Raw genomic sequence first — 24390 nt, 5'->3', positions numbered from 1 at the left:
CGGCGAGCGTGCGTGCCAGGCCCCTCCGGCCAGGCGGGACTTTGACGACACGACCTAGCGGTCCCCCACGGCGAGGGCTTCGCGCATCGCCTCCCGGATGTCGTCGACCGGTTCGCGGGCGGCGGCGCGCGTCAGGGTGTCGCGCAGCTCCGGCGGGATCGTGCCGGGCGGCCAGGCGCTCAGGGCGTACGCCGCCATCCGGCGGTTGCGGGAGCAGCGCGTGGACAGCGCCGTCCGCAACAGCCGGACGCCGTGGCCGGGATGGCCCCCCAGCCGGCAGACGATCAGGTCCAGGGTCCGGTCGGCCGCGTACTCCTCGCCGTAGGCGATGCCCGGTTCGGGATCGGCAAGGAGTTCGTCGAGCGGGAGCAGGCGCTCGGCGGCGGCGACCACGGGGCCTATCTCGTCGGCCGGGCAGTCCGCGAACAGCAGGTACCAGGCGGTGGAGTCCAGCGGGGTCCGCTCGACCCGGCGCAGCACGGCGTCCCGGTAGGGCAGGCCGAAGTCGCGGGCGGCCCAGACCGCGCTGAGCGGACCGTCGTCGTCGGCCAGGGCGTCGGTCACCGTACGCCGGGACTCCGGGCGGTCGATGACGGCGGCGATCTCCGCGCCGATCCGGTCCAGTTCGTCCCCGCGCGGCCGGTCGGCGCCGAACCAGTCCCGGATCCCCATCAGGGAGAGCAGGCCCTCGGCGGTCGGCCCGGCCGCCGTCAGGTGGCGCAGGTAGTGCCGCAGGGCGGCGGCCGCGTCCTCGTACGAGGCCATCTCCGCGCCGGGGCCGTTCACATCGGTGAGCGCGTGGATCACCAGGCCCGCTCCCTTCAGGGTCGGCCCGTCGAGCCGGTCGCGGGCGAGGACCCCGGCGAGATCCCCGGTGCGGGCGGCGGTGAGGCAGAAGTAGCTGTCCAGGACATCGCCGGTACAGGCGTCCCGGATCAGCCACTCCTTGATGTCCGGGTGCCCGGCGCCGTCGAGGTGGCGGACGGCGTCCACGCGCGCCCAGCCCTCGGCCCGCCGGGCCAGCTGGAACACGGCGAAGTGCGGGTCGTGGGGCCAGGAGGCGGCCAGGGCGGCGCTGGCCTCGTCGCTGAACGCCGGGTGCCTTCCGAAACGGAGCAGCAGCACGCGGTCCTCGGCCGTGAGGCGGGGGCCGACGAGGCCGAGCAGGAGGATCCCCAGCAGGATGCTGTTGCGGTGGTTGCCCTCGGTGACGCAGCGCCGGCCGAGGGCGCGCACCCGTGGGCTCGACGGAATGCTCTCGTGCAGGAGGGCGGGCAAGTGGCGGCCGTGGTCGTACCAGACCAGGCGGCGGACGCGCCGGTCCAGTGCGGCGAACACGTCCGGTTCGGGTTCCGGGTGCGCCAAGGCCCTGCGCAGCAGGGCGACGATCCGGGGCCGGGTCGGCGGGCGGCGGCTTTCGCGGCGGCTCGGTTCCGAGGTCCGGTCGGGGGCGGAGAAGACGCTGAGGCGGGTCACCGGGCGGAAACCCGGTTGTCCTTTCGTTCATTCATGAAGTGATCTTCACAGAGGCCGGCCCGCGGTGGCAACCCCGTTCACCGCGGGCCGGTCCCCCTCACCGTGGGTCGATCGGGGTCAGGACGCCCAGCCGGTCCTCCACGGCCTGGGCCGCGGCCAGGCAGAGGTCCTCCCGGAAGGCGCGCCCCACGATCTGCACCCCGACCGGGAGACCGTCGACCACTCCGGTCGGCACCGCCACACCCGGTACGCCCACGAAGCTGGTCGCGGTGCACAGGCGCATGCCCGATCCGACCCGGTCCCGGCCCTCCCGGTCGCGCGACTCCAGCCCCGGCTCGACCGGCGGCTCGGTGAACACCGGGCCGAGCAGCAGCGGGTGGTCGTCGAGGAACTCGGCCCAGGAGCGGCGGATGTTCAGCCAGGTGCCCATCAGCTGCATGAGCTCCGCCGCGCTCACGGGCGGGGTCCGCTCCATCGCCATCGCGATGTAGCGGTCGCCGCCGTCGCCGAGCAGCGTGCGCACCGCCGGCCAGGCCGGGGCGAATTCGGTCATGGTGATCCGGTGGTAGGCGTCCAGGGCCTCGTCCAGCCGCGGTACGTCGGCCACCTCGCGTACGTCGTACCCCGCGTCGCGCAGTGCCGCGGCCGCCGTGGCCACGGCCGCGGCGACCGTGGGGTGCACGCCGTGCCCGCCGGGGTCCGTCACGACCGCGACCTTCACGGGTCCGGGCAGCGGCGGCCCGTGGACGGGCACGGGTACGGCGCGCGGATCACGCGGATCGGTGCCGGCCAGCACCTCGTACGCCAGCCTCAGGTCGCCCACGGTCCGCGCCAGGGGTCCGTCGGTGACGAGCATCTGGGAGGCCGGTCCGGGGTCGTCGGGGCCGAGGACACGGTGGTCGGCGGGGAACCGGCCGGCGGACGGCTTCAGGCCGGCCACCCCGCAGAACTGGGCCGGGATGCGCACGGATCCGCCGGAGTCGTTGCCCAGGCCGAGCGCCGCCATGCCCGTGGCGACGGCCACCGCGTCGCCGCCGCTGGTGCCGCCCGGGGTCCGGCCCCGGTCCCAGGGGTTGGCCGTGTCGCCGTACAGCTCGCTGCGCGTGTGCATCCCGGCCAGGATCAGCGTGGGCAGGTTGCTGTGCCCGATCGGGATGGCACCGGCCGCGCGCAGCCGGGCCACCGGGGGCGCGTCGGCCGGGGCCACGAGGTCGCGGAAGCGCGGCACGCCGTAGGTGGTGGGCACGCCCTCGACGGGCGTGCTCTCCTTCACCGTGAACGGCACGCCCGCGAGTGGCCCCAGCTCCTCCCCCGCCGCGCGCCGCCGGTCCGTGCGCGCCGCGGCCTCGCGGGCGCGCTCCGCGAGGAGCTGCGTGACCGCGTTCACCCGCGGGTTGACCTCGGCGATGCGCTCCAGGTGACTGTCGACCAGCTCGGCGGCGGAGACGTCCGCCCGGCGCACCGCCTCCGCCTGCGCGGCGGCCGGCATCCTCCACAGGGCTTCCCGCATGACTGCACCTTTCCTCGTTCGCTGTACCAATGCGCTTGCATCGGAACACTAACCCGGTATCGATGCGCGCGCATCGAATAAACTGCGGGGACGGACACCGGGAGGAGACGGGGCATGCCCAGGCAGGTGGATCACGAGGGCCGGCGGCAGTTGATCGCGGAGGCCGTCTGCGCACTCGTCGACGAGCACGGGCTGGAGGGTGTGACCCTGCGGGACGTGGCCGCCCGCGCGCAGGTGTCGATGGGCGCCGTGCAGCGGTGCTTCCGCACCAAGGAGGAGATGCTCCTCTTCGCGCTCGGCCACATCGGCGAACGGATCGGGGCGCGCGTACGGGCCCGCCTGGTCAGCAGCCCGGCCCAGTCGGCGGGCACCGCGCTGAGCCACGCGGCCACCGAGGTCGCGCTGTTGCGCGAGGAGCACCGGGCCGAGGCCAGGATCTGGCTCGCCTTCGTCGCGCAAGCGGCGGTGAGCCCGGCGCTGGCCGCGACGCTGCGGACGAACTACGCGGACCTCCAGGAGAGGTTCGCCGGGCTCATCGCGGAGGCGGCCGACGGCACGGAGGAGGCGGCGGGGCTCGATCCGCGGCGCGAGGCGCGGGCCCTGCTGGCCCTCGCGGACGGGCTCACCATGCAGCGGCTCATCGGCCACCTGTCCGCGCAGGAGGCGCAGGACGTCCTGCACGCGTATCTGGCCGGCCTGTGGGAGGGGCGGCCCGGGCTCCTGGCGTCCGGCTGACCGGATCCACGTACGGCGAACCGGTCACGCGGGTCCGCTCACGCCGGTCGGGTCCGGGTCAGGCCCGGCCGAAGCGGTCCTCGTCCACCCGTTCCCAGCCGGACGGCACCGTGGGGCGCGGCACGGTACGGCCCTGGCGCCGCCATTCGAGTTCGAGCCGGTCGTAGATCGGTGAGTCCGACACCGGCCGGGGCGCCGGGCGCACGTCCCACGGCACGGGCATCGCCGCCAATGCGGTCGTTGTGCTCTGCATGCCGGGCCAACGACGCGACGGATCCCGCGTGGCGGGACGTGACCGTTTCGTCATCAATGCGCCCGCTCCCGTGTGCCGATGGAGTGACGTTCCCCCTATGTTCGGCCGGGGACCACAGATCGCGCGTCCGACCGCCGCGGCGACCGGGCCCGCCTGTGATGATCACCGCATGGTGACGGGAACGGAGCGGCTCCACGTGTTCGGGGCGACGGCCGGAGAGTTCGGTGGGGCGACGGCGCCGGGGCGGGCGACGGGCGGGGCGGCGACGGAACTCGTCGTGGCCGACTCCTGGCTCGTCGAGAACGGGTGCGTACGGGACTTCGACGGGCACCGGCGCCGGTTCGCGGCAGCGGTGCGCGAGGCGGGCGGGCCCGGCGTCGAGGCCTTCTGGGAAGCCGTCGTACGGCGGCTGCCGGCGGACGGGAGCTGGTTCCCGCGCGCGGAGTACGACGGGGACCGGCTGTGGCTGCGGCTGCGGACCGCGCCGCCGCGCACCCGGCCCGCCGTACGGCTGTGGGTGCCCGGCGCGCCCGATCCGCGCCGGATGCCGCGGCACAAGGGGCCGGACCTCGGCCGGCTGGGCGCGCTGCGCGCGCGGGCGGTCGCGGCCGGGGCGGACGACGCCCTGCTGACCACCCCCGAGGGCGTGGTGCTGGAGACCGCGTCGGCCAGTCTGCTGTGGTGGGAGGACGACACCCTGTGCGTGGTCGACCCGCGGCTGCCGGTGCTGCCCGGGGTGACGGCCGCGTGGGCGGTACGGCGGGCGCGCGCCGAAGGCGTCCGGGTCCGGCAGCGGCGCGTACGGGCGGCGGAGCTGGCCGACCGCGAGGTGTGGACCGCCAACGCCCTGCACGGGATCCGGCCGGTGGTGGCCTGGATCGGAACCGGAATCGGAACCGAAAGCGGGATCCGGGCCGGATCGGGGGCGGGCGCCTGGGCCGGGGCGGAGGCCGGCGCCGGGGTGTGGGCCGAGGTGCGAGCCGGGGCCGCGCCGCGGGCGGCGCGGTGGCGGGCGGCCTGGGCGGCCGCCGCGGAGCCCCTGCCCGGCGGTCCAGGTGGGCCCGGTGCGCCCGGCGCCGTGCCCGTACCCGTGCTCGCCCCCGGCCCGGGCGGAATCCGGCCCTGACCCCGGCCCTCACTCCGGGCCCTGCCCTGGCTCCGGCCCTGTTTCCGGCAGCGGCACTGGCGTCGCTCGGGGCTCCGCCGCCGGGCGGGACGGTCGGCCGTCAGGTCCGGTCGCCGCCCGTCCGGGCGCGGAGTCAGGCCCGGGCCGACCCCGGCTCCGGTCCTGTTCCCGGCGACGGCGCCGGCCGCTCGGGCTCCGCCGCCGCCGGGCGGGACGCCGGCCGTCAGGTCCGGTCGCCCGGCCGGGCCCGGTAGCGGCACAGGTTGAGCAGGAGCAGTGCCGCCTCCGTACCGGCCCGGCCGAAAACCCTGCTGTAGCGGGCGATGACCTGAGTCTCCCGGGACAGGCGGGTGCCCGGCCCGCCCGCGGCCAGGCGGGCCCGCTGGATGTCGTTGACCAGGGCAGCCCGTTGGGTCATCAGGGAGATGATCCGGTCGTCGATGGCGTCGACCTCCGCCAGCAGGACGTCCTCCTGGACCGGGGGCGCGAGGGTCGGGGTGGCGATGGGCATGAGGGGTCTGCCTTCCGTGGTGTCCGGGTATCCGGGTGTCCGTGTGTCCGGGTGTCAGGTCGTCCGGCGTTGCGCGCGGGCCAGGAGATACGCGGCGGCGGTGGCGACCGCGGCGAGCGCCAGTGACCAGGTGAAGGTGACGGCGAAGGCGTCGGCCCGGTCCGCGGGCCGGTCGGCGGCCGCGCCGTCCAGGCGGGTCTGGAGGACCATGACGAGGACCGCGGTGGCGACCGACCCGCCCAGCCGCTGCAGGATCGCCAGCTGCGGCGAGGCGTCGCTGATCCGCGCGGGGTCCAGCGCCCGGAAGGCCGAGGTCATCGCGGGCATCACCGACAGGCCGGCGCCGAAGCCCGACACGGTCATCGCCGCGGCGATCACGGTGTACGGCGTGTCCGCGCCGACCAGGGTGAACGGCACCGCCGCAGCCAGGCTCAGCGCGGCGCCGACGAGCGCGGTGCGGCCGTCGCCCAGCCGCTGCGCGGCGCGCCCGGAGAGCCAGGTGGCCGCGGCCGCGCCGACGCTGGACGGGACCAGCAGCAGCCCGGTGCTGACCGGGTCCTCCTGGCGGACGTCCTGGAAGTACAGCGGCATCAGCACCATGCCCGCGTACATGCCCATCGCGAGGAAGAACGTCGTCAGCGACGCCGCCCGGAAGACGGGGTCCCGGTAGAGGCGTACGTCGAACAGCGGGTGCGCGGTGCGCAGCGTACGGACGACGAACAGGACGAGCAGGACGGCGCCGGCGGCCGTGCAAGGCAGCGCGGCGCCGGAGCCGCCGGCCCCGAGCCCGTACGTGAGGGCGACCATGCCGGTGGAGACGGCGGCGAGTCCGGGGAGGTCCAGCGGCCGGGAGGCCTCCCGCCCCTGGTCGGGAGGCAGGAGGCCCAGGGCGCAGGCGAGTGCCGCGGCACCGACGGGGAGGTTGACCAGGAAGATCCACCGCCAGTCCGCGTAGTGCAGCAGGAGGCCGCCGATGAACGGGCCGAACACCGGGGCCAGCACGATGGGCACGCCCACGGTGGCCATGACGCGTGACATGTTCTGCGGGCCGGCGGTCCGGGCGAGGATCATCTGCCCGACCGGCATGATCAGACCGCCGCCGAGGCCCTGCAGGGCGCGGAACGCGATGAGCTGGGGCGCGTTCTGCGCCACGGCGCACAGCGCGGAGGCCAGCGTGAACAGCACGACGGCCCAGGCGTACGTGCGCCGGGCGCCGAAGCGGCGGGCGGCCCAGCCGGAGACCGGGATGACCGCCGCCACGGCCAGGAGGTAGGCGGTGACGGTCCATTGGACGGTGTCCAGGGTCACCGTGAAGTCCGTGGCCAGCGCGGTGAGGGCGACGTTGACGATGGTCGAGTCGAGGAACGACATCGTCGCTCCCACGATCACGACAGTGGCGGCCCGCCAGACGGCGGGCCCCAGGCCCCGGCCGGCGGGGGCCGGGGCCGGTGCGGTCGGTGCGGTGGTCACAGGGCGGACCCCAGCCAGTGGGCGACGGCGCGGGCGGCGCTCTGCGCGTCGTCTTCCATCATCGTGAAGTGGTCGCCGGGGACGTCGACGGCGGTGTGGGGCAGCGGCCAGGTGGCGCGGTGCCCGCCGCCCTCGACCAGGGAGCGGTCGGCGCCCACGAGCAGGGTCGGTACGGTCACCGGCGCGGGCTGCCAGCCGTGGAACAGCAGGAAGTAGCCGCCCATGGCGGTCAGCCGGGCATCGGTCATCCAGCGCACGTCGGCCTCTCTCTCGAACATCGCGTGGGTCATCTCGGAGCGGAACTCGGGCCGGGCGGCGTCGCCGGGCAGGAACGTGTCGAGCAGCACCAGGCCGGTGGGCGGGGTGCCCCGGCGTTCGAGGTGCGCGGTGACGGCGTGGGCCAGCCAGCCGCCGGAGGAGTAGCCGGCCAGCGCGAACGGCGCGCCCGCGGCACGGCGCAGGACGGCTTCGGCGACGTACGCGACGAGCGCCTCGGCGGTGGCGGGCAGCCGCTCGCCGTCGGCGTAGCCCGGCAGGGGCAGGACGCTGACGTCGCGATGGCCGCGGAACGGCGCGGCGAACCGGGCGAACTGGTGCGGGCTGGACAGGGCCGTGACCGAGGGCAGGCAGATGAGGGCCGGGCCGTGCGGGCCCTCGGCGAGGGTCACCGGCTCCGGTCCGTCGTGGTCGGCGGAGTCGAAGGACGGGCGCAGGACGGACGCCGCGACCAGCAGGTCGGTGCCCTCCTTGACCTTCCCGTCCGCACAGGCCTGCCGGTAGAGGGCGGCCAGCGGCTGGGGTTCGGTGGTGGTGGCGGGGGCCGGCCCGGCCCCGGCGCCCGCCCCGGCGCCCGCCGCGGCGAGCTGCTCGCCGAGGTGTTCGGCGAGGGCGGCCGGGGTGGGGTGGTCGAAGACGGCCGTGGCCGACAGCCGCAGGCCGGTCGCGGTGCCCAGGCTGTTGCGCAGGCGGACGGAGGTGAGGGAGTCGAAGCCGAGCTCCAGGAACTTGCGGTCGGGCTCGACGCGGTCCGCGGAGGCGTGGCCGAGCACCGCGGCCGTGTGGGAGCGGACCAGGGTCAGCAGGTCCGCCGGGGTCAGCGGGCCGGCCGGGGCGGCCGGCGCGGGGCGCTGGTCCCGGGGGGCCACGAGCCCGTGCAGCAGCGGCGGCAGGGCCTCGTGGCGGGCCCGTGCCCGCAGCGCGGGCAGGTCCAGCCGAACGGGTACGGCGAGCGGCTCGCCGAGGGCGGCGGCCGCGTCCAGCAGGGCGAGGGCGTCGGCCGTGGTCAGCGGGGCGATGCCGCCGCGGGAGATGCGGTCGACGTCGGTGGTGTCCAGGCCGCCGGTCATACCGCTGCGTTCGGCCCACAGGCCCCAGGCCAGGGACTGGGCGGGCAGGCCCTGCTGCCGGCGGAGCCGGGCGAGGGCGTCGAGGTAGGCGTTGGCGGCGGCGTAGTTGCCCTGCCCGGGCGCGCCGAGCAGGCCGGATGCGGAGGAGAACAGGACGAAGGCGGTGAGGTCGAGGTCGCGGGTGAGTTCGTGGAGGTTCCACGCGGCGTCGGCCTTGGGCCGCAGGACGGTGTCGAGGCGCTCGGGGGTGAGGGACTCGATGACCCCGTCGTCGAGCACACCGGCGGTGTGGAACACGGCGGTCAGCGGGTGCTCGGCCGGGATGTCCCCGAGCAGTGCGGCCAGGGCCGCCCGGTCGGCGACGTCGCAGGCGGCCACGGTCACCGATACGCCCCGGGCGCCGAGTTCGGCGACGAGGTCGGCGGCGCCGCCCGACCGGCTGGCCAGCAGCAGGTGGCGGACGCCGTGCTCGGCGGCCAGGTGGCGGGCCACGGCCCGCCCCAGCACGCCGGTGCCGCCGGTGATCAGGACCGTGCCGCCGGGGGCGAAGGCGGTCCCGTGGGGTTCGGGGGCGGTGGTGACCCTGGCCAGGCGGGGGGCGCGGGCCACTCCCCCGCGCACGACGAGCTGCGGCTCGGGCGAGGTCAGGTACGGCCGCGGGTCCTCGCCCTCGGCGAGGTCCAGGAGGCCGAAGCGGCCGGGGTGTTCGGACTGTGCCGAGCGCACCAGCCCCCAGACGGCGGCGCCGGCCAGGTCGCGCACCTCGTCGTCGCCCGCGGCGCCGCGGGTGACGACGACCAGCCGTTCGGCGTCGGCGCGGGCGGCCGTGTCCTGGAGGGCCGCCAGCACCTGCGCGACGGCCGCGTGCGGCCCGGCGGAGGTGTCGGCCTCCAGCGCGGCGGCGGCCGGGACCGGATCGGCGGCGGGCGCGGGGGTCCACTCCAGTCGGAAGAGGGAATCCCGGTGGGCGAGGTGCCCTGCGGCCAGGGGCCGCAGGACGAGGGATTCGACGGTGAGCACGGGGCGGCCGGCGCCGTCGGTGGCGGTGAGGGTGACGGCGTCGGCGACCGTGCCGGCGGCGGTGGCGGCACTCACGGCCGCGTCCGCCGCCGCGGCGGAGCCGGCCGCGGTGGCGAAGCCGATGCCCGCGTCGGCCGCAGTGCCGGAGCCGGCGCCCACGCTGGCCGCGGTAGCGGAACCGGCGCCCGCGCTGGCCGCGATGGCGGAGCCGATGCCCACGCCTGCCGCAGTGGCGGAGCCCGTGCCCACGCCAGCCGCAGTAGCGGAGCCCGTCCCCACACCAGCCGCGGTAGCGGAGCCGATGCCCGCGTCGGCCGCAGTGGCGGAGCCGACGCCCGCGCCAACCGCAGTGGCGGAGCCCGTGCCCACGCCAGCCGTAGTGGTGGAGCCCGTGCCCACGCCAGCCGTAGTGGTGGAGCCGGTGGCCGTGCTCGTGCCGGTGCCCGTGTCGGCGGCTCGGGCGATGCGGACGCGGAGCGCTGTGGCGCCGGGGGTGTGGAGGGTGACGTTGTTCCAGGCGAAGGGCAGGCGGACGCCGCTGCCGTCCAGGAAGGAGCCCAGGCCCACCGCGTGGAGCGCGGCGTCGAGCAGGGCGGGGTGCAGGCCGAAGCGGGCGGCGTCCGTGGCCCGGCCGTCGTCGAGGCGGACGTCGGCGAGGACCTCGTCGCCGAGCCGCCAGGCCGCGTGCAGGCCCTGGAAGGCGGGCCCGTAGGCGAGTCCGGCGTCGGCCAGGCCGTCGTAGAAGCCCGTGAGGTCCAGCGGTTCGGCGCCGGCCGGGGGCCAGGCCTGGTCCGCCCCCGCGAGGGCGGCCGCCGAGGCGGGCGGGGCGAGGGCGGCGGGCTCGTCCGCCTCCGCCTCCGCCGGGGCGTCGGCCGGGGCCGGCGGGGCGAGGACGCCGGTCGCGTGCCGGGTCCACGGCGCGTCGGGCTCCGCCGCGGGGCGGGCGTACAGGGCGAGGGGCCGGTGGTCGTCCGCGTCGGCGGGGCCGAGGGCCAGCTGCACCTGGACCGCACCGCGGGCCGGCAGCACCAGCGGTGCCTCCAGGGTGAGTTCCTCCAGCCGCCCGCAGCCGGCCTGCTCACCGGCCCGGACGGCGAGCTCGACGAAGGCGGTGCCGGGCAGCAGCACGGTGTCGCCCACCGCGTGGTCGGCCAGCCACGGCTGCGCGGTCAGCGACAGGCGGCCGGTGAAGAGGCGGTCGTCGGAGGCCGCGAGGGTCACCGACGCGCCGAGCAGCGGGTGGCCGGCCGGGTCCAGGCCCGCCGACGCCACGTCACCGGTGGCCTCGGCGGGCTGGAGCCAGAACCGCTCGCGCTGGAAGGCGTACGTCGGCAGGTCGGTCCGGCGGGCTCCGGGGAAGACCGTGTCCCAGTCCACCGGGACGCCGTGCACATGGGCCTCGGCGAGCGCGGCGGCGAAGCGGGCGGGGCCGCCGTCGCCGCGGCGCAGGGTGCCGATCGCCGTGTCGGGCAGGCCGTGCACGAGGACGGGATGCGCGCTGACCTCGATGAACACATCGTGCCCGGCCCCGAGCAGGGTCTCGGTCGCGTCGGCGAGGAGCACGGTCTGACGCAGGTTGCGGTACCAGTAGCCGGCGTCCAGCCCGGCGCCGTCCTGCCAGTCGGCGGTGACCGTCGAGAAGAAGGGCACTTCGGCCACCCGCGGGGTCACCGCCGCGAGGACGTCGAGCAGCTCGGCGCGGATCTCCTCGACGTGGGCCGAGTGGGAGGCGTAGTCGACGGCGATCCGGCGCGCGCCCTCGACCTCGGCGAGCACGGCCTCCAGGGCTTCCGGGTCGCCGGAGACGACCACGGAGCGCGGGCCGTTGACGGCGGCGAGGGAGAGCCGCTCGTCGAGCAGACCGGCGGCCTCGTCGCGGGAGAGCGGGACGGAGACCATGCCGCCGCGCCCGGAGAGGGCGAGCAGGGCCTTGCTGCGCAGGGCGACGACACGGGCCCCGTCGTCGAGGGTGAGCGCACCCGCGACGCACGCCGCGGCGATCTCCCCCTGCGAGTGGCCCAGGACGGCTGCGGGCTCGACTCCGTACGAACGCCAGAGCGCGGCCAGCGACACCATCACCGCCCACAGGGCCGGCTGGACCACATCCACCCGGGCAAGCGCCTCCTCGTCACCCAGGACCTCCGTCAGCGACCACGCCACGTACGGAGCCAGCGCCCGCTCACACTCCGCCATCCGCTCGGCGAACACCTCACTGGACGCCAGCAGTTCCGCGGCCATGCCCGGCCACTGCGAACCCTGCCCCGGGAACACGAACACGGTCTTGGCTCCGCCGCGTGCCGTTCCGGTGACAAGGCGGGGCGAGGGTTCGCCCGCCGCCAGCGCGGCGAGCCCCTCGGCGAAGCCGGCCTCGTCGGCGGCCAGCACCGCGGCCCGGTGCTCCAGCGCGGCGCGCGAGCGGGCCAGCGACAATCCGATGTCGGCCGGGGAGCGGCCGGGGCGGGCGGCGATGCCGTCGAGCAGGGCGAGCGCCTGACCGCGCAGCGCGGCACCGCTCTTGGCGGACACCACCCAGGGCACCACGGCCGCAGTCGCCGCGTCGGCAGCCGTGGCCGGAGTCGCCTGCGGGGTGGGTTCGGCGACCGCCGCGGGGGTGGGGTCCGGGGACTGTTCGATGATGACGTGGGCGTTAGTGCCGCTCACGCCGAACGAGGAGACCGCGCAGCGGCGGGCGCGGCCGGTGTCGGGCCAGGGCAGCGGGTCGGTCAGCAGCCGGACCTCGCCGGCGGTCCAGTCGACGTGCGGGGTGGGCTCGTCCACGTGGAGGGTGCGGGGCAGGACGCCGTGGCGCATCGCCTGCACCATCTTGATGATCCCGCCGACGCCGGCCGCGGCCTGGGTGTGCCCGATGTTGGACTTCAGCGACCCCAGGTAGAGGGGGTGGCCTGCGGCCCGGTCCTGGCCGTACGTGGCGAGGACGGCCTGGGCCTCGATCGGGTCGCCGAGCGTGGTGCCGGTGCCGTGCGCCTCGACGGCGTCGACGTCCCGCACGCCCAGCCCCGCGCTGCCGAGGGCCTGGCGGATGACACGTTGCTGGGACGGGCCGTTGGGGGCGGTCAGTCCGTTGGAGGCGCCGTCCTGGTTGACGGCCGACCCGCGGATGACGGCGAGGACGGGGTGGCCGTTCGCGCGGGCGTCGGAGAGCCGCTCCAGCAGGAGCAGGCCGGCGCCCTCGCCCCAGCCGGTGCCGTCGGCGGACGCGGCGAAGGACTTGCAGCGGCCGTCGGAGGCCAGTCCGCGCTGGCGGGAGAACTCCACGAAGGTGTTGGGCGTGGCCATGACGGTCGCCCCGCCCGCCAGGGCGAACGCGCACTCCCCCTGGCGCAGGGCCTGGGCGGCCAGGTGCAGGGCCACCAGGGAGGAGGAGCAGGCCGTGTCGACGGTGACGGCGGGGCCCTCCAGGCCCAGCACGTACGAGATCCGGCCGGACAGGACGCTGCCCGCGTTGCCCGTGCTGAGGTAGCCGTCGATGCCCTCGGGCACCGCGCCGTCACCCAGCCGGGAGGCGTAGTCGTGGTACATGACGCCCGCGAAGACCCCGGTCTCGCTGCCGCGCATCGACGTCGGGTCGATACCGGCGCGTTCGAAGACCTCCCAGGCGGTCTCCAGGAGCAGCCGCTGCTGGGGGTCCATGGCGAGGGCCTCGCGGGGCGAGATCCCGAAGAAGCCGGCGTCGAACTCGGGGGCGTCGTAGAGGAATCCTCCCTCGGAGACGTACGAGCGGCCCGCCGCGTCGGGGTCGGCGTCGAAGAGGCCGTCCAGGTCCCAGCCGCGGTCGGTGGGGAAGGCCGCGATGCCGTCGCGGCCGTCGGCCACCAGGTTCCACAGGTCCTCGGGCGAGCGGACCCCGCCCGGGTAGCGGCAGCTCATGGCGACGATCGCGATCGGGTCGTCGTCGGCCGCCGCGCGCCCGGTACGGACAGGGGCACCAGCCGGTTCCGCGGGCCCGGCCCCGGCCCCGGCCAGGCCACCGCGCAGGTGCTCGACCAGGGCGGCGGGGGTGGGGTAGTCGAAGATGAGGGTGGCCGACAGCCGCAGGCCGGTGTCGGCGGTGAGCCGGTTGCGCAGCTCGACCGCCGTGAGGGAGTCGAAGCCGAGTTCGGTGAACGCCTTGGTGAGGTCGACGGCCTGGGCCGAGGCATGGCCGAGGACGGCGCCGACGTGGGTACGGACGAGGTCCGCGAGCTGGGTGTCCGTCCACGCCGTCCGAACGGCCGGGGCGGTGCCGGACGCGGCCGTCCGGCGGGCCGGGCCGCGGACGAGGGAGCGCAGCAGCGCGGGCGGTGTCGCGGCGGCCGCGCCCGCGGGCGGGGTGAGGTCCATGCGGGCCGGGACCAGGACGGCCTCGTCGAACCCGCCGGCGAGGTCGAAGAGTTCCAGGCCCTCGGCGGAGGACAGGGCGGCGACACCGGAGCCGGTGATCCGGTCGCGGTCACCGCCGGCGAGCCGGCCGCCCATGCCGCTGCCCTCGGCCCACAGGCCCCAGGCCAGGGACACCGCGGGCAGGCCCTGGGCGGCGCGGTGCTGGGCGAGGGCGTCGAGGAAGGCGTTGGCGGCGGCGTAGCCGGCCTGGCCGGGGGCGCCGAACACGCCAGCGGCCGAGGAGAACAGCACGAACGCCGACAGTCCGAGGTCCGCGGTGAGCTCGTGCAGGTGCCAGGCGGCATCGGCCTTGGGCCGCAGGACGGTGTCGATCCGTCCCGCGTCCAGCGAGCCGATCACCCCGTCGTCGAGGACGCCGGCGGCGTGGACGACGGCGGTCAGCGGGCAGTCGGCGGGGATCCGGCCGAGCAGCCGCGCCAGGTCGTCGCGGTCGCTGACGTCGCAGGCCTCGACGGCGACGGTCGCGCCCGCCGCGGTGAGCTCGGCGGCGAGTTCGGCCGCGCCCTGGGCGGCGGGGCCGCGGCGCCCGGCCAGCAGCAGGCTCCGTACGCCGTGTTCGGCCACCAGGTGGCGGGCGAGCAACGCGCCCAGACCGCCGGTGCCGCCGGTGATCAGGACGGTGCCGTCCGGGTCCCAGGCGCGGGCCGGGCCCGGGGCGGGGACCCGGGTCAGCCGGGGGGCGAGCGGGCGGCCGTCGCGGAGGGCGAGCTGCGGCTCGTCGAGCCCGGCCAGGAGCCCGATGTCCACACCGGCGGTATCGGCGTCGGCGTCGAGGTCGACCAGGCGGAAGGTGTCCGGGTTCTCGGCCTGCGCCGAGCGGACCAGGCCCCACAGCGCGCTGTGGCCGAGGTCGTCGACCGCGTCGCCGGGGCGGGCGGCCACGGCGCCGCGGGTCACGAGGACCAGCTGGGAGGAGGCGCACCGCGGGTCGGCGAGCCAGCCCTGGAGGAGGGCGAGGACGCGGTGGGTGGCGGTGTGCGCGGTGGCGGCCGGGCCGGCGGCACCGGGCGCCGCGTCGTCCTCGGCGCAGCGGACGAGGACGGTGTCCGGAACCGTGTCCAGCGCGGCCAGTTCGGCCGCCGAGCCGATCCAGCGGCCGGGCGCGGTGCCCCCGACGGGGGCCGCCTCCGTCGGCAGCGGTACGGGCGTCCAGTCGAGCCGGAACAGCGCGTCGCGGTGGCGCTGTGCGCGCGGGGCCGTCGCCGGCCGCAGGGCGAGTGCCTCGACCGTGGCCACGGGTGCGCCCGCCGGGTCGGCGACGTCGAGGGCCACCGTGTCGTGGCCGGCCGGGGACAGCCGTACGCGCAGGGCCGAGGCCCCGGAGGCGTGCAGTGTCACACCGCGCCACGAGAACGGCAGGCTGGCACCGCCCTCGGCGACGAAGTCACCCAGGCCGACGGCGTGCAGGGCCGCGTCCAGCAGGGCGGGGTGCAGGCCGAAGCGGGCGGCGTCCGCCTCCTGCGGCAGCCGCACCTCTGCGAACACCTCGTCGCCGCGCCGCCAGACGGCCCGCAGCCCCTGGAACGCGGGGCCGTAGCCGAATCCGACGTCGGTGAGGTGCTCGTACAGCCCCTCGACGGATACCTCTTCGGCGTCGGCCGGGGGCCACGCGGTGAGGTCCGCGCCGGGGAGGGAGGAGGTCGTCGGGGCCAGGAGGCCCGTGGCGTGCCGGGTCCAGGGCTCGTCGGCGTCGGCGTGCCGGGAGTGGAAGGTCACGGTACGGCGGCCGCTCTCGTCGGCGGCGGCCACGGCCACCTGGAGCTGGACGGCGCCCTCCGCGGGCAGGACGAGCGGGGCCTCGATGGTCAGCTCGTCGAGCCCGGCGCAGCCGACCTGGTCGCCGGCGCGGACGGCGAGCTCGACGAAGGCGGTGCCGGGGACGAACACCGTGCCGAGGACGGCGTGGTCGGCGAGCCAGGGGTGGCTGCGCAGGGAGAGCCGGCCGGTGAACAGCACCTGGTCGGCGTCGGCCACGGAGACCATGGCCCCGAGCAGCGGGTGCTCGGCGGCGCCGAGCCCGGCGGCCGTCACATCACCGGCGGGGGAGGTCTCGGGCCAGTAGCGCTGCCGCTGGAAGGGGTACGCCGGCAGCTCCAGGCGCCGGCCGGGCAGCAGCAGCCCGGTGTCGACGGGCAGGCCGCGGGTCCAGGCGTCGGCGAGGGCGGCGAGGAAGGCCTCCGCCTCCGGACGGTCCTTGCGCAGCACCGGCGTCAGCAGCCCGGCGAACTCCTCCGGCAGTGACTGACCCGCCATCGCGGACAGCACGCCCTGCGGACCCAGCTCCAGGAAATGGCCCACACCCTGCTCCGCGAGGTGTCGGATCCCGTCGCCGAAGCGGACCGCGCAGCGGACGTGCTCCACCCAGTAGGCGGCCGAGAACTCCGTGACCTGCTCACCGGTCACGTTCGACACGACCGGGATCACCGGATCCGCGTACGTCAGCTGTTCCGCGACCTCGCGGAACGCCGCCAGCATCGGCTCCATCAGCGGGGAGTGGAACGCGTGCGAGACCGTCAGGCGCTTGGTCTTCCGCCCCTGCCCGGCGAACGCGGCCGCGACGTCCAGCACCGCGCCCTCGGCCCCGGAAACCACCACGGACCGCGGCCCGTTGACGGCCGCGATGTCGACGCCGGCGCCCAGCAGCGGACGTATCTCGTCCTCCGTCGCCTGGACGGACACCATCGCACCGCCCTCGGGCAGCTCCCCCATCAGCCGGCCCCGCGCGGCCACCAGGCGCGCCGCGTCGGCGAGGGACAGCACTCCGGCGGCGTGCGCGGCCGCGATCTCACCGATCGAATGACCGGCGACGAAGTCAGGCCGCAGACCGAAGGACTCGACGAGTCGGTAGAGCGCCACCTCCACGGCGAACAGCGCCGGCTGGGTGAACTCGGTCCGGTGGACCCGATCCCCGTCCCCGAACACCACATCCTTCAGCGGCAGTTCGAACTGCGCACACACCTCGTCGAAAGCCGAGGCGAACACGGGGTACGACGCGTACAGCTCACGCCCCATCCCCGCCCGCTGCGCACCCTGCCCCGAGAACAGGAACGCCAGGGCCCCGTCCGTCGGCGTGCCCACGAGCAGGTTTTCGCGGGTGCCGGCCGGTACGACGGCCCGGTGGTCGAAGGCCGGGGCGACGGCCAGGGAGTGGGCCAGGTCGGCCGGGTCGGGCTCGGGGTGGCCCTGGGCGGCGAAGGAGCCGATCTGTGCGGCCCGGGCGCGCAGCGCCTCGGGGGTGTGCGCCGACAGCAGCCAGGGCAGGGCGCTCGCGTGCGGGAGCCGCGGTGCCTCGGGCCGGGGCGGCCGGGCGTCCTCGGGCGCGGCCTGCTCGACGATCAGGTGGGCGTTGGTGCCGCTGACGCCGAAGGCCGAGACGCCGGCCCGGCGCGGCGCACCGGTCTCGGGCCACGGCACCGGCTCCGTGAGCAGGCGTACGCCGCCGGCGCTCCAGTCGACGTGCGGGGTCGGCTCGTCGACGTGCAGGGTGCGGGGCAGCATGCCGTGCTGGATGGCGAGGACCATCTTGATGACGCCCGCGACGCCGGCCGCGGCCTGCGTGTGACCCAGGTTGGACTTGACCGACCCCAGCCACAGCGGCCGGTCCGCGGGGCGGCCGCGGCCGTACGTGGCGAGCAGGGCGTGGGCTTCGATGGGGTCGCCGAGGCGGGTGCCGGTGCCGTGGGCCTCGACGGCGTCGACGAGGTCGGCGGTGAGGCGGGCGCCGGCCAGGGCCTGGCGGATGACGCGCTGCTGGGCGGGGCCGTTGGGTGCGGTCAGCCCGTTGGACGCGCCGTCCTGGTTGACGGCGGAGCCGCGGATGACGGCGAGGACGGGGTGGCCGTGGCGCCGGGCGTCGGAGAGCCGTTCGAGGACGAGCAGCCCCGCTCCCTCGCCCCAGCCGGTGCCGTCCGCGGCGGCGGCGAACGGCTTGCAGCGGCCGTCGGAGGCCAGGCCGCGCTGGCGGGAGAACTCGACGAAGACGCGCGGGGTCGCCATGACGGTGGCGCCGCCCGCGAGCGCGAGGGTGCACTCGCCGCGGCGCAGCGCCTCGGCGGCCAGGTGCAGGGAGACGAGGGAGGAGGAGCAGGCGGTGTCGATGGTGACGGCCGGGCCCTCCAGGCCGAGGACGTACGACAGCCGGCCCGAGAGCACGCTGGCGGCGTTGCCGGTGCCGATGTAGCCCTCCAGGCCCTCCTCCGAGGTGGCCGGGGTGGAGCCGAACAGGCTGCCGTAGTCCTGTCCGTTGGTGCCGACGAACACGCCGGCGCGGCTGCCGCGCAGGGCCGCCGGGTCGAGGCCGGCCCGTTCGAGGGCCTCCCAGGCGACTTCGAGGAGCAGGCGCTGCTGCGGGTCCATGGCGCGGGCCTCGCGCGGGCTGATGCCGAAGAAGGCCGGGTCGAAGTCGGCGGCCGCGCCGAGGAATCCGCCCTCGCGGACGTACGAGGTGCCCGCCCGGTCGGGGTCGGGGTCGTAGAGGGCGCCGAGGTCCCAGCCGCGGTCGCCGGGGAAGGGGGCCAGGGCGTCGGTGCCGTCGGACAACAGGGTCCACAGCTGTTCCGCGGAGGTCACCCCGCCGGGGAAGCGGCAGCCCATGCCGACGATGGCGATCGGCTCGTGGGTGCGGTCCTCGGCGTCCTGGAGGCGGCGGTTGGCCTCGTCCAGGTCGGCCGTGACCCGCTTGAGGTAGTCAAGGAGCTTGGTCTCGTTCGCCATGTCAGCGGGTCCCGTACTTCTGGTCGATGTAGGCGAACAGGTCGTCCGCCGTGTCCAAGGTCGGCCGGGTGTCGTCACCCGGTGCGCCGTCCGGGCCGGCGGCGGCGCCGCGGGCCAGGGTCAGCAGGGTCTGGAGGCGTGCGGCGGCGTCGGCCCGTACGCCGGGGTCGTCGACGGCCGCGAGGGCGTCGCCCAGGCGGTCGAGGTCGGCCAGCAGGCGGGTGGCGGCGGTGCCGCCGAGTTCCGTGGCGAGGAAGTCCGCCAGGGCCTGCGGGCTGGGGTGGTCGAAGACGACGGTGGTGGGGAGGTCGAGCCCGGTGCGGGCGCCGAGGACGTTGCGCAGGTCGACGGCCATGAGGGAGTCGAAGCCGAGGTCGCGGAAGGGCTGGCCGGGGGCGACGGCTCCGGGGCCGGGGTGGCCGAGCACGGCGGCGGCCTGCGTGCGGACGAACTCCAGCAGGGCCTCGGCGCGTTCGGCGTCCGGCAGCAGGGTGATCCGGTCCCGCCAGGCGTCGTCGGCGTCGTCGGCACGGCGGGGGGCCGCCTCGGGGACGCCGGCGAGCAGGGGGCTGGGCCGGACGGTCGTGAATCCGGGGGCGAACAGCTCCCAGTCGATGTCGGCGACGGCCACGGCGGGGTCGCCGTGGTCGAGGGCGTGCTGGAGTCCGGCGATCGCGGCGTGCGGCGGCATGGGCCGTACGCCGTGGCGGCGCAGCCGCTCGCCGACGGCTGCCTCGTCCTCGGCCATGCCGCCGCCGGCCCAGGCACCCCAGGCGACGGCGGTGGCGGGCAGGCCGTCGGCGTGCCGCTGGTCGGCGAGCGCGTCGAGGAAGGCGTTGGCGGCGGCGTAGTTGGCCTGCCCGGCGCCGCCCACGGCGCCGGCGAACGAGGAGAAGAGGACGAACGCCGACAGGTCGCGGTCGCGGGTCAGCTCGTGCAGGTGGCGGGCCGCGTCCGCCTTGGGGCGCAGGACCCTCGCGAAGCGTTCGGGGGTGAGGGCGGCGAGCACGCCGTCGTCGAGGACGCCGGCGGTGTGGACGACGGCGGTCAGCGGCAGGTCGGCGGGGATGGCGTCCAGGACGGCCGCGAGCTGCGTCCGGTCGGCGGCGTCGCAGGCGGCGAGGGTGACCTTGGCGCCGGCCGCGGTGAGTTCGGCGGCCAGTTCGAGGGCGCCGGGGGCCCGTTCGCCGCGGCGGCTGGTGAGGACCAGGTGCTCGGCGCCGGCGCCGGCCAGCCAGCGGGCGATGTGGCCGCCGAGTGCGCCGGTGCCGCCGGTGACGAGGACGGTGCCGGAGGGCCGCCACGGGGTGACGGGGGCCGACGTACGGCGGATCCGGGCGAGCCGGCGGGCCGACACGCCGTCCGGGCGGAGGGCGAGCTGGTCCTCGCCGCCGGGGCGGGCCAGCAGGCCGCACAGCCGGGCGAGGGCGGTGTCGTCGAGGTGGCCGGGCAGGTCGATCAGGCCTCCCCAGCGGGCGGGGGTCTCCAGGGCGGCCGCCCGGCCCAGTCCCCAGACCTGGGCCTGGTGGGGGTCGGTGAGCCGGTCACCGGGGCCGGTGGACACCGCGCCGCGGGTGGCGCACCACAGGGGGGCGCCGATCCCGGCCTCGCCGAGCGCCCGGTGGAGGGCGAGGGCCGGCTCCAGACCGCCGTCGCCGGCCGGGCCGGGCAGCAGCAGGACGCCCGCGCAGCCGGTCTCGTCACTGGTCTCGTCAGTGGTCTCGTCACCGGTGGCGGCGGCCAGGGTCCGGCGCAGGCGGTCGGCCAGGGCGAGCGGGTCGTGGCCGGTGGCGGGCAGGTGCAGGGGCAGGGCGGTGGCGCCGAGCCGGTTCAGCGCCCGCGTGACGAGGTCGAGGTCGGACGGGCCGGCGCCGGTACCGGCGTCGCCGCGGCCGATCACGAGCCAGGTGCCGGAGGGGCCGGCGCCGGCCGGGTCGGTGAGGGGCTGCCACTCGATGCGGTACTGCAGGGCCGCCGACGGGTCGGCCTCGGCACCCGGGGCCGCCGGGGCCGGGCCGCCGGGGCGGGCCCAGTAGCGGGTGCGCCGGAACGCCGTCGTGGGCAGGTCCACGCGGCGGGCGCCGGTGCCGGCGAAGACCGCGTTCCAGTCGGGAGCCGTGCCGTGGACGAACAGCTCGCCGAGGGCGGTGGCGACGCTGTGCGCCTCGGGGCGGTCGCGGCGCAGTGCCGGCACCAGGACGGCGTCGGGGGAGCTCAGGCAGGCCCGCCCGGCGGCGGTCAGGACGCCGGAGGGACCGAGCTCGGCGAAGCGGCGTACGCCCTGGGCCTCCAGGTGCCGCATGCCGTCGTGGAAGCGGACGGCCTCGCGGACGTGCCGCACCCAGTAGCCGGGGGTGCGCAGTTCGGCGGGGTCGGCCGTGCGTCCGGTGGTGTTCGACACGAGGGGGACGGCCGGCGCGTGGAAGGTGAGGGTGCCCGCGATACGGCCGAACTCGGCGAGCATCGGTTCCATCAGGTGCGAGTGGAAGGCGTGGCTGACGTTGAGCGGCTTGGTGCGGTGGCCGGCGGCCTCCAGCGCGGCGGCGGTCCGCTCGACGGCCGCCCGGTCGCCGGAGACGACGGTGGCCCGCGGGCCGTTGACGGCGGCGATCCCGGCGCCCGGCGCCAGCGTCGCGCGTACCTCGTCCTCGGTGGCCTGCACCGAGATCATCGCACCGCCCTCGGGCAGCGCCTCCATGAGCCGTCCGCGGGCCGCGACGAGCGTGGCCGCGTCGGCGAGGGAGAGCACGCCGGCCGCGTGCGCGGCGGTCAGCTCGCCCACCGAGTGGCCGAGCAGGAAGTCCGGGCGGACGCCCCAGGCGGTGAAGAGCCGGAAGAGGGCGGTCTCCAGGGCGAACAGCCCGGCCTGCGTGTACTGCGTGCGGTCCAGCGGCGTGCCGGCTCCGCCGGCCGGCGTGCCGTCGCCGAACACCACGTCGCGCAGCGGCCGTTCCAGGTGGCGGTCGAGGGCGGCGCAGGCCGCGTCGAAGGCCTGCGCGAAGACCGGGTGGGCGGCGTACAGCTCGCGTCCCATCCCGGCGCTCTGGGCGCCCTGGCCGGTGAACAGGAAGGCCAGCCCGCCGGAGCCGTCGGCGGCGCCGCTCAGGACTCCGGGTGCCGGGGTGCCGGCCGTGAGCGCCGCCAGCCCGTCCAGGAGGGTGTCCCGGTCGGCGGCGACGACGGCCGCGCGCCGGCCGAGGGCGGCGCGGGTGGTGGCGAGGGAGAGGCCGAGGTCGCGGGGGCGCAGGGCGGGGTCGGCCGTGAGCCGGGCGTGCAGGCGCGCGGCCTGGGCGCGCAGGGCGTCGTCCGTGCGGGCGGTCACCACGGCGACGACGGGGGCCGGCTGGCCGCCGCCGTCCGTGCCCCGGTCCGCTCCGGACGCCACGGATGCCACCGACGCCCCTGGTACGGCAGGCGTCGCGCGCGTTCCCGGCTCCTCCGGTTCCCCCGGTGCACCGGCCGCATCCGCCTCCTCCGTGGCGGCGGACGCCTGTTCCAGGATCACGTGGGCGTTGGTTCCGCTGATACCGAAGGAGGAGACGCCGGCGCGGCGCGGCTGGCCGGTGTCGGGCCAGTCGGTGTTCTCGGTCAGCAGCCGTACCGTGCCCGCCGACCAGTCGACGTTGGGTGTCGGCTCGTCCACGTGCAGCGTGCGCGGCATGACACCGTGACGGATGGCCTCCACCATCTTGATCACACCCGCCACCCCGGCAGCCGCCTGGGTGTGCCCGATGTTCGACTTCACCGACCCCAGCCCCAGCGGCCGCCCCACCGGACGCCCCCGCCCATACGTCGCCAGCAGCGCCTGCGCCTCGATCGGATCACCCAGCGTCGTCCCCGTCCCATGCGCCTCCACCACGTCCACCTGCTCCGCGGTCAGCCGGGCATCGGCCAGCGCCTCCTCGATGACCCGCTGCTGGGCGGGGCCGTTGGGGGCGGTCAGCCCGTTGCTCGCCCCGTCCTGGTTGACGGCGGAGCCGCGGATGACGGCGAGGACGGGGTGGCCGTGGCGCCGGGCGTCGGAGAGCCGTTCGAGGACGAGCAGCCCCGCTCCCTCGCCCCAGCCCGTGCCGTCGGCGGCCGCCGCGAAGGCCTTGCACCGGCCGTCGCGGGCCAGCCCGCCCTGCCGGCTGAACTCGGCGAACAGGGTGGGCATCGACATCACGGTCGCGCCGCCGGTCAGGGCGAGATCGCATTCCCCGCGCCGCAGGGCCTGGGCGGCCAGGTGCAGGGCGACCAGCGAGGCCGAGCAGGCGGTGTCGACCGTGACGGCCGGCCCCTGGAACCCGTAGACGTAACTGAGGCGCCCGGACAGGACGCTGGCCGCGTTGCCGGTCATGATGTGGCCGGCGAGGTCGTCGCCGGAGTGGACGGCGACGGGGGCGTAGTCCTGGCCGTTGGTGCCGATGAACACGCCCGTACGGCTGCCGCGCAGCGCGTCCGGGGCGATCCCGGCCCGCTCGACGGCCTCCCAGGAGGTCTCCAGCAGCAGCCGCTGCTGCGGGTCCATGGCGAGGGCCTCACGCGGCGAGATCCCGAAGAACCCCGCGTCGAAATCGCCCGCGTCCGCCAGGAATCCGGCCCGGCGGGCGTACGAGGCGCCGGCGCCGTCCGGTCCGCCGGACAGCAGCTCGTCCAGGTCCCAGCCCCGGTCGGTGGGGAAGCCGGTCATGGCGTCGCCGCCGGAGACCAGCAGCTGCCAGAGGTCTTCGGGGCTCTGGACACCGCCGGGAAAGCGGCAGGCCATGGCCACGACGGCGATCGGCTCGGCGGCCCGGTGCTCGTTCTCGCGCAGGCGTTCCCTGGTCTGTTCGAGTTCGGCCGAGACGCGCTTGAGGAAGTGGCGGAGTTTGTCTTCGTTGGACACGTGGAGGTGCTCCCTGGCGGAGGGGTGGGCGGCGGGCGGCGGGGCGGCGCTCATGAGATGCCGAACTTCTCGCCGAGCAGCCCGAACAGTTCGTCGTCGGTCGCGCTCTCGTACGCGTCGGCGCTCGTCCGGGCGGCGACGCGGCCGTCGGGGCGGTCGGGGTCGGCGTCCTGCCACTGGGCCACGAGGGCCTGCAGCCGCCGCATGATCGTGGTGTGGTCGGCGGCGCCGGGTACGACGCCGGCGAGGGCCTGCTCGAGGCGGCTGAGCTCGCCCAGCCCGGCGGCACCGGCGCTGCCGCCGCCGTCCCCGCCGTCCCCGCACAGTTCGTGGCGCAGGTGGCCGGCCAGGACGGCGGGGGTGGGGTGGTCGAAGACCAGCGTGGCGGGCAGGTCCAGCCCGGTCGCGGTGCTCAGCCGGTTGCGCAGCTCGACCGCCGTCAGCGAGTCGAACCCGGCCTCGCGGAAGGCGCGTCCGGCGATGACGTCCTGGGGCGAGCCGTGTCCGAGCACGGCCGCCACGTGCGTACGGACCAGATCGAGGACGGTCCGTTCACGGGCGTCGGCGGGCAGGGCGAGGAGGGTGTCGCGCAGGGACGCGCCGGCCGTCCGGCCCTCGTCCACGGCTTCGAGGACGGCGCGGGCCTCGGCGACGCCGGTGAGCAGCGGGCTCGGGCGGGCGGAGGTGAACCCGGACGCGAAACGCTCCCAGTCGACTCCGGCGACGACCAGGGTCGTCTCGTCGCGGTCCAGGGACTGCTGGAGCGCCGTGATCGCCAGGTCCGGAGCCATCGGTACGAGCCCGCCGCGCCGCATGCGCTCGGCGACGACGGCGGACTCGGCCGCGAGGCCGCTGTCCCCCCATGCACCCCAGGCGATGGAGGTGGCGGGCAGCCCGTCCGCGCGCCGCTGCTCCGCCAGCGCGTCCAGATAGGCGTTGGCAGCCGCATAGTTACCCTGCCC

General features: G+C 76.5%; 10 protein-coding genes. 2 read left to right on the top strand and 8 right to left on the bottom strand.

The features are described 5' to 3' along the window. Positions 1–54: 54 nt before the first annotated feature. Together ACZ6KO_RS25765 and ACZ6KO_RS25760 are read right to left on the bottom strand one after the other, a co-directional pair. The gene (locus tag ACZ6KO_RS25765; protein ID WP_469306378.1) at positions 55–1476 is read right to left on the bottom strand and encodes a hypothetical protein; all 1422 of its coding nucleotides are present in this window, start codon (positions 1474–1476) and stop codon (positions 55–57) included. 97 nt (positions 1477–1573) lie between these two features. Beyond that, on the bottom strand, positions 1574–2986 hold the full coding sequence (locus ACZ6KO_RS25760) for an amidase (RefSeq protein ID WP_469306377.1): 1413 nt from the start codon (positions 2984–2986) through the stop codon (positions 1574–1576). 114 nt (positions 2987–3100) lie between these two features. On the opposite strand from ACZ6KO_RS25760, the gene ACZ6KO_RS25755 reads away from it, so the two are divergent. Next, on the top strand, positions 3101–3721 hold the full coding sequence (locus ACZ6KO_RS25755; protein WP_469306376.1) for a TetR/AcrR family transcriptional regulator: 621 nt from the start codon (positions 3101–3103) through the stop codon (positions 3719–3721). Between the two features lie 58 nt (positions 3722–3779). On the opposite strand, the gene ACZ6KO_RS25750 is transcribed toward ACZ6KO_RS25755, so the two are convergent. Continuing rightward, positions 3780–3974, bottom strand: a complete 195-nt coding sequence (locus ACZ6KO_RS25750; protein ID WP_469306375.1) for a hypothetical protein — start codon at positions 3972–3974, stop codon at positions 3780–3782. A gap of 169 nt (positions 3975–4143) precedes the next feature. Here ACZ6KO_RS25750 and ACZ6KO_RS25745 point away from each other — a divergent pair, with 169 nt between their 5' ends. Continuing rightward, positions 4144–5100, top strand: a complete 957-nt coding sequence (locus ACZ6KO_RS25745; RefSeq protein ID WP_469306374.1) for an aminotransferase class IV — start codon at positions 4144–4146, stop codon at positions 5098–5100. 223 nt (positions 5101–5323) lie between these two features. Here ACZ6KO_RS25745 and ACZ6KO_RS25740 read toward each other — a convergent pair whose 3' ends face one another. From ACZ6KO_RS25740 to ACZ6KO_RS25720, 5 genes are all read right to left on the bottom strand, one after another. Beyond that, positions 5324–5611, bottom strand: coding sequence for a chorismate mutase (locus tag ACZ6KO_RS25740; RefSeq protein ID WP_469306373.1), 288 nt, complete (start codon positions 5609–5611; stop codon positions 5324–5326). Between the two features lie 54 nt (positions 5612–5665). Further along, positions 5666–7081: an MDR family MFS transporter gene (locus ACZ6KO_RS25735; RefSeq protein WP_469306372.1), complete on the bottom strand. Its 1416-nt coding sequence runs from the start codon at positions 7079–7081 to the stop codon at positions 5666–5668. Next, on the bottom strand, positions 7078–18561 hold the full coding sequence (locus tag ACZ6KO_RS25730; RefSeq protein WP_469306371.1) for a type I polyketide synthase: 11484 nt from the start codon (positions 18559–18561) through the stop codon (positions 7078–7080). Before ACZ6KO_RS25730 ends, ACZ6KO_RS25735 begins: the two co-directional genes overlap by 4 nt. A gap of 1 nt (position 18562) precedes the next feature. Continuing rightward, on the bottom strand, positions 18563–23428 hold the full coding sequence (locus tag ACZ6KO_RS25725; protein ID WP_469306370.1) for a type I polyketide synthase: 4866 nt from the start codon (positions 23426–23428) through the stop codon (positions 18563–18565). 50 nt (positions 23429–23478) lie between these two features. Next, a partial coding sequence (locus ACZ6KO_RS25720) for an acyl carrier protein (protein WP_469306369.1) occupies positions 23479–24390 on the bottom strand: 912 nt, incomplete at its 5' end.

This window comes from Streptomyces sp. NPDC042102, from assembly GCF_055582305.1.
Note: the sequence above shows the minus strand (reverse complement) of the source record. Positions and strands in the feature narration are given on the sequence as shown.